This is a genomic window from Brevibacterium litoralis, from assembly GCF_040212315.1.
GTDB lineage: Bacteria > Actinomycetota > Actinomycetes > Actinomycetales > Brevibacteriaceae > Brevibacterium > Brevibacterium litoralis.
Window position 1 is genome coordinate 1 of the sequence record NZ_JBDIUY010000050.1, and the last position, 9,964, is coordinate 9,964.

10 protein-coding genes, 1 tRNA gene and 1 pseudogene are annotated in these 9,964 nt (G+C 64.5%); 2 read left to right on the forward strand and 10 right to left on the reverse strand.

From position 1 onward, the window contains the following. A partial coding sequence (locus tag AAD496_RS14665; protein WP_349829608.1) for an acyl-CoA dehydrogenase family protein occupies positions 1 to 568 on the forward strand: 568 nt, incomplete at its 5' end. A gap of 93 nt (positions 569 to 661) precedes the next feature. On the opposite strand, the gene AAD496_RS14670 is transcribed toward AAD496_RS14665, so the two are convergent. Further along, complete coding sequence (locus AAD496_RS14670) at positions 662 to 1,927, reverse strand: glycoside hydrolase family 1 protein (RefSeq protein ID WP_349829610.1); 1,266 nt, start codon at positions 1,925 to 1,927, stop codon at positions 662 to 664. Positions 1,928 to 2,112: 185 nt separating this feature from the next. Here AAD496_RS14670 and AAD496_RS14675 point away from each other — a divergent pair. Continuing rightward, positions 2,113 to 2,189 (forward strand) — tRNA-Val (locus AAD496_RS14675). 821 nt (positions 2,190 to 3,010) lie between these two features. Here the strand turns inward: AAD496_RS14675 and AAD496_RS14680 are convergent. The 9 genes and pseudogenes from AAD496_RS14680 to AAD496_RS14720 all read right to left on the reverse strand — a co-directional run. Next, on the reverse strand, positions 3,011 to 3,484 hold the full coding sequence (locus AAD496_RS14680; RefSeq protein WP_349829612.1) for a pyrimidine dimer DNA glycosylase/endonuclease V: 474 nt from the start codon (positions 3,482 to 3,484) through the stop codon (positions 3,011 to 3,013). Positions 3,485 to 3,593: 109 nt separating this feature from the next. Next, positions 3,594 to 4,346 carry a prenyltransferase gene (locus AAD496_RS14685; RefSeq protein ID WP_433913777.1) on the reverse strand — a complete coding sequence of 251 codons (753 nt, stop codon included), beginning with the start codon at positions 4,344 to 4,346 and terminating at the stop codon, positions 3,594 to 3,596. Beyond that, a complete protein-coding gene (locus tag AAD496_RS14690) occupies positions 4,336 to 4,683 on the reverse strand; it encodes a lycopene cyclase domain-containing protein (protein WP_349829614.1) in 348 nt (115 codons plus the stop codon). Before AAD496_RS14690 ends, AAD496_RS14685 begins: the two co-directional genes overlap by 11 nt. After that, entirely contained in the window at positions 4,680 to 5,015 is a 336-nt protein-coding gene (locus AAD496_RS14695) for a lycopene cyclase domain-containing protein (RefSeq protein WP_349829616.1), read from the reverse strand. The genes AAD496_RS14690 and AAD496_RS14695 overlap by 4 nt, the downstream gene beginning before the upstream one ends. Then, the gene (crtI, locus tag AAD496_RS14700; protein WP_349829617.1) at positions 5,008 to 6,597 is read right to left on the reverse strand and encodes a phytoene desaturase family protein; all 1,590 of its coding nucleotides are present in this window, start codon (positions 6,595 to 6,597) and stop codon (positions 5,008 to 5,010) included. The genes AAD496_RS14695 and crtI overlap by 8 nt, the downstream gene beginning before the upstream one ends. Continuing rightward, on the reverse strand, positions 6,597 to 7,469 hold the full coding sequence (locus AAD496_RS14705) for a phytoene/squalene synthase family protein (RefSeq protein ID WP_349829619.1): 873 nt from the start codon (positions 7,467 to 7,469) through the stop codon (positions 6,597 to 6,599). The genes crtI and AAD496_RS14705 overlap by 1 nt, the downstream gene beginning before the upstream one ends. After that, positions 7,466 to 8,128 (reverse strand): isopentenyl-diphosphate Delta-isomerase, encoded by a 663-nt coding sequence (idi, locus tag AAD496_RS14710; RefSeq protein WP_349829620.1) that lies wholly within the window; start codon positions 8,126 to 8,128, stop codon positions 7,466 to 7,468. Before idi ends, AAD496_RS14705 begins: the two co-directional genes overlap by 4 nt. Next, positions 8,016 to 9,299: a TIGR01777 family oxidoreductase gene (locus AAD496_RS14715; protein ID WP_349829622.1), complete on the reverse strand. Its 1,284-nt coding sequence runs from the start codon at positions 9,297 to 9,299 to the stop codon at positions 8,016 to 8,018. The genes idi and AAD496_RS14715 overlap by 113 nt, the downstream gene beginning before the upstream one ends. Positions 9,300 to 9,670: 371 nt before the next feature. Continuing rightward, positions 9,671 to 9,964: pseudogene (locus AAD496_RS14720) on the reverse strand (hypothetical protein); the annotation flags it as partial.

Here is a 9,964-nt window from a genome sequence, read left to right on the forward strand (position 1 = left end):
CGGGACCATGTGCCTGTCGGAAGCCCATGCGGGGTCCTCGCTCGCCGACCTCACCACCCGTGCCGTCCCACAGGACGACGGGACCCACCGGATCCACGGGCAGAAGATGTGGATCTCCGGAGGCGAACACGAACTCAGCGAGAACATCGTCCACCTCGTGCTCGCCCGCACCGAGGGAGCCCCGGCCGGGGTCAAGGGACTCTCCCTGTTCATCGTCCCCAAATACCTGGTCGACGCCGACGGTGCCGCGACCGTCCTCTACGGCATGATCGGCATGCTCGGGGTGAAGATCTGGGTGCAGAACCGCGTCGACTTCTCCAACCCTGTGAACCTCAACACCGCCGCGGTCGCCCTCATCGTCGCGATCGCCGACTACACGCTGCTCGCCGGGTCGATGACCTTCTCGGGCATCGCGCTCGGCTCCGTCGCCGCGATCGTGCTCTACCACGTCATGCGGTGGATCGCCCTGTGGCGTGGGACCGCGACGGACCCGCTGCTGCCCGCCGCGGACATGACCCGGCCGGGCGCGGGGACACCGCCACCCGGTCGGGAGACCGTCGGGAACTGAACGTCCGCAGCTCGAAATCCGCACCGCGTACGACCGTGCCCACCCCTCGTCCTCGTGGACGGCGGCTGGGCACGGTCCTTCGGAGCGGTGGGTTCAGTCCGCGTAGAGTGCGGCGCCGTTCGAGGCGATGACCCGGCGGTACCAGTCGAAGGAGTCCTTGCGGGTGCGTTCCAGGGTCCCGGTGCCGTCGTCGTCCCGGTCGACGTGGACGTCCTTGGCGCCGAGGCCGAGCTCGACGATGAAGAGCGGCTTCTGCCAGCGGTCCCAGTACTCGTTGAGGACCACGCGGAGGCCGACCGGGTCGATGGGCCAGCCCCATTCGGTGACCTCGAGGGTGGGGTTCGGGACGCCACCGAGCAGGTTGCCCTCGCCCGGCGCCTCGTAGGCCTCCGGGGTGGCCGTGGCCGTCGAGCTCATGTAGTAGCTGAAGGACACGAAGTCGACGGTGTTCTTCAGGTCTTCCAGATCTGCCTCGGTGATGTCGAGCTCGATGCCCTCCTCCCGGAGGGTGCGGAGGAAGTACCCGGGGTACTCGCCGCGGACGTGCACGTCCCCGAAGGCGTAGTTGGCGTGTTCGGCCTGCTGCGCGGCGAGCTGGTCCGCGGGTGCCGGAGTGAGCGGGTACATGGGTATCGCGAGGATCATGCAGCCGACCTGCGAGCCCGGCACGAGCTCGTGGGCCAGGCGGGTGACCCGGGCGGAGGCGACGAGCTCGTGGTGGATCGCCTGGTACAGGTCCTTCCGCGGCACGGAGTGCTTGTCGCCGGGGATGCCGCCGGACATGAAGGGCGCCTCGAGGACGGAGTTGATCTCGTTGAAGGTGAGCCAGTAGGTCACGCGGTCGCCGTAGCGGGCGAAGACGGTCGCGCAGTAGCGCTCGTAGAAGCCGATGAGCTCCCGGTTGGTCCAGCCGCCGTACTCCCGGGCCAGGTGGAGAGGGGTCTCGTAGTGGCTGAGCGTGACGAGCGGTTCGATCCCGTGCTTCTCCAGCTCGTCGAGCACCCGGTCGTAGAAGGCCAGACCGGCCTCTTTCGGGGTCTCCTCGTCACCACGGGGGAAGATCCGGCTCCAGGCGATGGAGAACCGGAAGGTCGTGAAGCCCATCTCGGCGAAGAGGGCGATGTCCTCGGCGTACCGGTGGTAGAAGTCGATGCCCTCGAGCTTGAGATTGTCGGGGGTCGGTGCCTCCGTCGGCGGGGACATGAGCCCCTTGGGCATGACGTCCTGGATCGACAGGCCCTTGCCGTCAGCGTCGTGGGCGCCCTCGAATTGATTGGCGGCGGTCGCCCCTCCCCACAGGAATCCCTCCGGGAACGGGGTGCCCGACGGGGGCGGCGGTCCGGTCGGCCGGATGCGCACTGCGGGTGTCCATGATCACACCATACCGATCGGCGGCCGGGCGATTCAGAACCCGGAACGGGCACGGGGAGGGCCCGGGGACCGTGCGAGATCACCCGCGGCGGGGTCGGCGGACGGACTCGCGGATTCCTGGACGGGCCCCGCCCTGTGGCATACTCATAGCGCTGCACGCAACGGTGCCGCACGGACCTATAGCTCAGTTGGCCAGAGCATCTCGTTTACACCGAGAGGGTCGGGGGTTCGAGTCCCTCTGGGTCCACCAGATCGTTGTTGTTCAAACCGCCGACATAACCGGTTTGAGTCCTACTGAGGTCTCCGTCCGCCTGTCGGCGTAGTGCGGTGGCCTGGACTTCGGGGTTGAACATGATGCTGAACGGCACACCGGCCTCCCCGTCCACGGTGTCAGCCTCGGTGAGGTAGAGCTTGTCGAAGAAGGCCTGGTTCGCGACCCGGCGCAGCGAGTCATCGATGCTGGTGTAGATCGCGTGGCAGTCCTTCGCCAGGGCCAGGCAGTCGTCCAGGTGTGCCTGGGCTTGTTCGTACTCAGTGTCCCCGGCCTCGATCTGTGCCTCTAGGAACGCAATGCGCTTGCTGATCCTGTCCTGCTCGGTCTTCAGCAGGTCCAGAGGCACAGCTCCGGCGTAGTGGGCCTGGAGCAGCTTGGTCCGTTCATCCAGCCGGTCATCACGTTCACGCTGGTATGCCTGACGTTCCTGCTTGCTGGTGGCGCTGAGCCGGTCGAACTCTGCGGTGATCAATTCTCGCAAAGCGGTGATCACGTGCTCAGGTATCTGCACCCGCCGGTAGTAGTCCTCCACCGCGCGTTGGGACTGCCGCACGGATAGGTGACATCTGATCTGGCTTGCCCGCTGGGTGGCCTATCACGACACCATCGGAGACATGGCAGCGGGGGTGTGGGCGCGTTTGGTGCGGGTCTGCTGCTCAGGCGTCTCTCTGTGTTCCGGGACCTGCGCTGATGCTGCGGTGTTCACATCCCAACCCTTGATCCCTGGGGTGGTCAGTCTCCGGCTGCTCGCGTGTTCCTGCATCGGCAGCGGTGAGGAACGCCAGCTACGGGAGAGCTCATGACCGCTCCCACGGTTCGATCTCGCCCTCGACCACCAGGAAGAGCGGATGGGCCGCCGGTATACCTTCCTGCGCGAGACTCTGGAGTAGGTGGGGGGAACGGATCGCGAGTTTGGCGCGCAGATGGTCCCGTTCGTAGATCAGCTGACCAGTGGAGACGCTGATCCGCGGCACGGTGCCAGCGGCAGCGGTTGGGTCATCGCCCCACAGCTCCGCCGGGACAGGCGGATGGACAATGCGTCCTGCGTCGAAACGATAGCCCCGCTGTTGGGCCTCCGCGTGGAGGTGTGCCAAGTACACCCCGACCGCTGATCTCGGCTCGGGGTGAGCCCGGAAGCGCTCCAGCTGCGGGTGCCGGGTGTACCCGCGGGTGCGGCCGAGCAGAACGGCCTGCGCGAGCAGCGACTCTCGCCAGCATGCGATGAGCCCTTGCCGGTCTAGCAAGGATGGGTGAATAGACCAGAGACGCATCGTTCAGGTCAGCCCCTTGGCGAGTAGCAGCAGGATTGTCAGTGCGGCTCCTACAGCGTAATTGATCCAGAGGAATTGCCGCCATCCGTTGTGCGCGCGGTCCGCCTGCTCATCGGTCAGAGACCGGTACGGCAGCCCCACCGCGAGGTAGGGGGTCACCAGCAGCGCCGCAAGAAACCATGGCCATCCAGCCCCCCAGCATCAGCAGGCCTGCTGCAGTCCAAAGGACCAGCGCCAGACGGACGGTCGGGCCGGCACCGAACGCTGTGGCGATCGAACTGATTCCGGCATCACGGTCGGGGCCGATATCCTGTACTGCCCCGAATGCGTGACTGGCCATCCCCCACAGCAGGAAGGCTCCCAGTGCACAGGCTAACAACGGAGTCATCTCAGCCCCAGCGAGTGCCGCTCCGTAGGCTGCAGGAGTCACGAAGTGCAGACTGGAGGTCAACGAATCCAGGACCGGGATCTCTTTGGTGCGCAGCGGCGGCGCTGAGTATGCCACGAGCGCCACCATGCTCACGCCGACGACCACCCAGGATACGGGATCCCCCATGGGAATCAGGATCAGGAGAAAAGGGATCACTAAGGCTGCGCTGGCGATCAGCACGGGTCGGTGCAGCGACGTGTTCAGCAGGGCACCCTCCGCTCCGCCCTTACGAGGATTCGCCAGGTCCGAGGCGTGGTCGAAGACATCGTTGATGCCGTAGAGCGCCACGTTGTAGGGAACTAGGAAGAACAGAGTCCCCACGATCAGTGCGGATTCCCAGCCTCCACCGCTCAGCAGCCAGGCCGCGGCGAAGGGATAGGCAGTGTTAATCCAGCTCAGCGGCCGCGAGGAGCGCACTATGTCAGCGATCATAGTCACTCCTGTGGCCGCGCAGAGGTCCAAGGAGAACCCACAGTGACGGCAGCAGGATGACTGCCGCGAGGGGATAGGCGAAATCCTCTATCGGAGCCAGCCCCAGCCGGAATCCGGAGGTCACATGCGAAGCGTAGCTGAACAGCCCTACGGCGATCATGATGTTGTCGAAGACCGCGGTGAGCAGCATCAGTGCCGCCGCGGCTGCGGCGATGGAGACGAGGAGACGCCCGGGCGGTGTTGACCCATCGCGAACTTTTGCCGCCACGCACGCGACGACCACTGTGAGTGCGATGAACCCTGCGCTCAGGATCATATAGGTGCTCGCGCCCATCATGTCTCTCTTCGGGTGAACAGGCGTTGGAATCCGAGCACCAGGACCATGGTCAGGTGGCAGAGGAAGAGCAGGAAGACCAATTCCTCCAGGGGCAGCTCCGGGGCCAGCATGATGCCGGTCATATAACGGGCCGCACCGTGGAGAAAGATGCCCAGGGATATTGCTGTGAGGTCCCAGGCCAGGAAGAACACCAGACCTCCGGCCAGAACCGGCCCGGCACGGAGCGGGTGACGGAAGAGGAACAGGCTGAAACGCCAGTCGACCAAGAGCATACAGCTGAAGGAGACCAGGAGAGCCGTGAGGTAAGCCAGGCCGATCAATGCTTCAGGCACGGTGCACCTCTTGACGGCGTCGTCGGTGCTGGAAGAGCCTGGAGAGGGACTTCTGCGGTCCTCGGCGGACAGACGTCCGGACCAGTTCTGCGCTGATCAGGCACATCGGGACTCCGATTCCCGGCATTGTTGTTGAACCAGCGTAATACAGGCCGTTGAGCTTCGCAGAACGGATAGGCCCTCTCAGGAACGCACTCTGCCCCAGAGTGTGTGCCGGCCCCAGCGCACCCCCGCGCCATGCCCCGAACTCACTTTCGAAATCGGCTGGACCGATGCTGCGGCGCACGCGAACACGCGAAGCCAGATCGGGAACGCCGGCCCACGAGGCGATCTGGTCGATGGCTTCGGCCACGGTCTTCTCCACCAGGGGCGAACCGTTCCCGTCGACGCCCCCTGCTCCGATGCCAGGATCGGTTCGAACAGGAATCAGCACGAAGAGATTCTCATGCCCCGGCGGGGCGACCTCATCCGTAGCGCTGGGCCTGCAGACGTAGAGGGACCGGGGAGGCCCCGAGGCAGGACGCACACCCTCGATCTCCTCGAATCCCTGCTGCCAGTCCTCGGTGAAGAACAGAGAATGATGGGCAAGTTCAGACAGCTCGCCCTCAACGCCCAGCAGAGCCAGTACCGCACCGGGCCCGGGGTTCCGCCGATCCCAGGAAGCCGCCGAACGGCTGCGGAAGGCAGGAGCCAGCAGCGCTGACTCCGTATGGTGCATGTCCGCGCTGGAGACCACGATGTCTGCGGTCACCGTGTGATACTCCCGGTCAGGGCCGGTGAAGCGCACCCCAGTGACGCGTCTTCCCTCTGTCAAGACCTCCGTGACCCGATGGCCGGTGCGCAGGTCGGCGCCATGTTGTCGCGCCAGACGGGCCACAGCCTCTACAACCGCGCTGAAACCTCCACGCGGGTAGAGCACTGACTGGTTGATGTCCAGGTGGCTCATCAGGTGATAGAGGCTCGGTGCAGACTTGGGGGAGGTTCCCAGGAACACCGCCGGATATCCCAAAACCTTCTGCACTCGCGAATCGGAGGTGTGACGGCCGATGAAGCGCTCCAACGGTTCAAAGAGCAGCTTCAGGAGCCTCGGCAGCCTTCCGAGCAGCTCAGGATCAGTGAAGTCCTGCACAGAATCGTAGGCCGAGTATAGGAGCCGGTCCGTTGCGAGTCGACACGCCTCTTCGGCGGACCTCATATAGGCATTCAGTGACCCGGGCGTATGCTCCAACTTCTGCAATGCGCCGAGCGAGTCCTGGTCAGGGAGGTCGAAGGGCTGGTCCTGCTCCTCGAAGAACACCCGGTAGGCAGGGTCGAGACGGATGAGTTCCAGCTCCTCGGCCGTGGTGGTTCCCATCTCTTCGAAGAAGCGGTCGAACGCTTCAGGCATCAGGTACCAGGACGGACCGGTCTCGAAGCGGAAACCCTGCTGACGCCATTCACCGGCGCGTCCGCCTAAGGAGTCACGTGCTTCGAGAACAGTCACCTCCAACCCGTCACGAGCCAACAGCGCTGCGGTGGCCAGACCGGAAAAGCCTGCCCCGATGACGACGGCGGTGCGGGGGATGTCTCTGGAATCCGCCATCACAGTCCCCCGAAGCTCACTGGTCGCAGGGCCTTCAGCAGGATGTACACCTTCCTGTGCCGGGGAACGGATACACGGTGCTGAAGAATCTCATCGGTCGGCGTGCGGCGCAGCCGTGCGGCGACATCCTCAAAGAGGCGCGCAGCTAGCAGCGTGGCCCGGCGCGGACCGGGAGGCAGCTGAGGAATGGCGATCATCGCTGCGGCCAGATCCTCATCTATCTCATCGAGGATGTTCTCCTTGTCCCGATCGCTGAGCTGGCCCGGTACTGTCCCCGGGAAGTAGGCGCGGCCCAGCTGAGCCGCGTCGTCGCCGAGGTCACGCAGGAAGTTGATCTTCTGGAAAGCCGCGCCGAGGCGAGCAGCGCCATGCTCGACCTGCTCCAGCTGTTCAGCATCCATCGCGTCGCCCCAGAGGAAAACGCGCAAGCACATGAGCCCCACGACTTCAGCCGAGCCATACACGTACTCTTCATACTCTGCGCGGCTGAGGCGTGAGACGGGAGTCAGATCCCTGCGCATCGAGTCGAAGAAACTCCCGATCAGCGGCGTTTCGATTCCTGCGCTGCGGGCGGTGACGGCGAATGCATGCACCACCGGGTTGGCACTGAATCCATGCGCAGTCCCCGACAGGACCTCCTGCTCCAGTCCATCCAGGACTTTGCGCCGTTGGTCCGCGGTCAGACCCGCCTCTTCGGCGGTTCCGTCTACGATTTCGTCGGCGATGCGGACAAGGGCATAGATGTTGGTGATTCCTCGTCGACGGTCGGCCGGAAGTAGGTTCGCTGCCATTCCGAACGAGGTCGAGTAGGCAGTGATGACACGTGAGGCAGCATCCGTGGCTGTGCGTGTATAGAGGTCCAGGCCGCTCATGACTCAGCAGTACCGTGATTTCGCCGGGCCTCTGCCTTGTACATGTCCATCTGGGGGACCTGGAGAGTGAACCACGGGCTGAATGCCCAGGGGGCGTGGTGGACTGCTCGCGCAACATCGTCTGTGGCAGACCACGCGACCTCCATCGCTTCGGCTGGGTTAGGACTGGGCCGGCAGGAGGCGACCGCGGTGAACACCGGGCATTGCTCGTTCTCCACCACGCCAGAGGCATCGGTGGCACGATAGCGGAAATTCGGGAGGGCGAGTGATAGGAGGCTGAGCTCCAGCCCCAGTTCTTCAAAGGCGTGCCGGGCCACAGCGTCTTCCCACCCTTCACCCGGAGCGGGATGCCCGCAGAACGCATTGGTCCACACCCCCGGCCACGTCGGCTTGCTCAGATCTCGCCGGCTGACCAGCACCTCTCCTGCAGGGTTGAGGACGTGACATGAGAAGCCCAGGTGCAGCGGGGTGTCTGCGCTGTGCACCGATCGCTTGGGGTGAGCCCCATAGGGTTCGCCCTCTGGGTTCACGAGAACCACCTGCCGCTCAGCGCCCGAGCACGTGCCGGAGCGCTCCCAGCAGGAAGGGGTGTCTGAAACCGAACCCCGTTGCGAGTGTCTTCTCAGCGCTGGCGCGTTGGTCAGCGGTGGCAATCTCACGAGCTCCCTGGCGACCCAGAAGCAGCTGCGGGCCGAAGCGGGGCACAGGCACAGCAGCAGGACGGTGCAACACTGCTGCAAGGCTCCTGGCGTAGTCCTTCGCTTGGATCGGATGTGGAGCCGTGGCGTTGAGGGGGCCCTCGACGGAACCTTCCAGTGCAGCGTGCACGATCAAGGAGGCAATGTCGTCGATGCTGATCCAGCTCTGCCACTGGTGGGAACCCAGCCGCCCGCCCACCCCGAGCGCGAAAAGGGGCAGCATCTGCTGCAACACACCCGCGGTGGGCGTCTGGACGATACCGGTTCGGATCATCGAGACCCGTACTCCGGCATCGTGCGCCGGCGTGGTGGCCTTCTCCCACTCGCGACACACTTCCGCCAGGAAGTCTGTACCTGGTGGGAAGTCCTCGGTGAGAATGTCCTGGTGGTAAGTGCGGTCGTCGCGGGTGGCGCCGTAGAACCCAATGGCCGACCCGTTGATCAGAGCGCGACCTCGGCGGTCTGCAGTCTCCAGTTGTGCCAGAGTCCTGGCGATGAGAGCTGAACTGTCTACGCGGGACTCTTTGACCTTGCGTTTGTGTGCCGCCGTGAACCGTCCAGCCAATGGATGGCCTGCCAGATTAATCACGGCGTCGACGCCCTCTAAATCCGCGGGATCCAGCTTACCTACGCGCGGATCCCAAGAGATTGTTTCTCCGGCTCGAGGGCGTGCTCGACGGCGTGAGGAATCCGCGGAGCTGCGAACCATAGGACGAACCTCGATTCCTGCACCACCGAGGATGGCACACACCTGTTGTCCGACAGTTCCCGAAGCCCCAGAGACGGCGACCACGCGAACCCTGGACTGATGCACCGAAGAGGACAGGCTCCCCACGTTGTGGTGGAAGGCCAACTCTTCTGCCGTTTGGCGTTCCCTGTAGTCGAAGATCCGGCGCAGTTCGGATTCGAACCGCGATGAGGCCGCCTCGGCTACGGCCGCCGGGGTCCTCCGTATCAGGGGAAGCTGGTAGTGGACCTTTTCGACGAGTCGCGTTCCTTCGCCTTCATCGGTGAACTCCCGCTCGTGGTGCCACGACGACAGCGGTCCGGAGATGATGTGATCGGAGAATCCGGAGCCGAATCGGAAGTCGCTATGCCGTGCGTCCCACTGCTGCCAGGTACGAAGCGGCAAGCCTGTATGAGAGGAGATCAACCCTGCCGCGGCTGTCAGGCTAGTGCCTAAAAGACCCGGGAGGTTAATGCCAAGAGTGGACTCCGAACCGTCCGTGAGCCCGTGTGATGGTTCACTAATCACTCGTCCGGCGAAGGGCGGATGCAGCCGGGTGAGGGCACCGGGACGGGAATACCAACTGAAGACATCCTCGCGAGAGAAGGGCAGATAGGAACTGTGTTCAAAGACTGGCATATGACCATCCCCGGGGCTGAACGTTCGGTTGTGACTGAGCGGTGAGGCAGACACCCCAGTTCTTCAGCCTAGTGGGCGGAGGCCTCGAGGAGGTGTCCGATGCGGGACTGCCACACGTTTAGGTGACAGTTGGGGTGTCAGGCCGCGAGGCTCACGGCCGGGTTCATGATCGCCTCGTATTCGATGGGGGTCAATCGGCCCAAACGCGCCTGCCGGCGACGACGGTGGTAGGTGCGTTCGATCCAGGTGATGATCGCGATCCGCAGCTCCTCTCGGGTCCGCCAACGCTTGCGGTCGAGGACCTCACCGCGTTCCCGCGCTACGCGGACCACTCCCGCGAGACCTTCGAGTCCGTCCTCCGGGTGTCCGAGGACCTCGCGACGCACACCTTCCGACCGCACAACCGGGCGAGCGACCTGCAGGAACCGACC

What these genes read in the sequence shown, in the direction of transcription:
- AAD496_RS14680 (WP_349829612.1), bottom strand. Translation starts at nt 3,484, where the DNA reads ATGCGTCTCTGGTCTATTCACCCATCCTTGCTAGACCGGCAAGGGCTC.
- AAD496_RS14685 (WP_433913777.1), bottom strand. Translation starts at nt 4,346, where the DNA reads ATGATCGCTGACATAGTGCGCTCCTCGCGGCCGCTGAGCTGGATTAAC.
- AAD496_RS14690 (WP_349829614.1), bottom strand. Translation starts at nt 4,683, where the DNA reads ATGATGGGCGCGAGCACCTATATGATCCTGAGCGCAGGGTTCATCGCA.
- crtI (WP_349829617.1), bottom strand. Translation starts at nt 6,597, where the DNA reads ATGGCGGATTCCAGAGACATCCCCCGCACCGCCGTCGTCATCGGGGCA.
- AAD496_RS14705 (WP_349829619.1), bottom strand. Translation starts at nt 7,469, where the DNA reads ATGAGCGGCCTGGACCTCTATACACGCACAGCCACGGATGCTGCCTCA.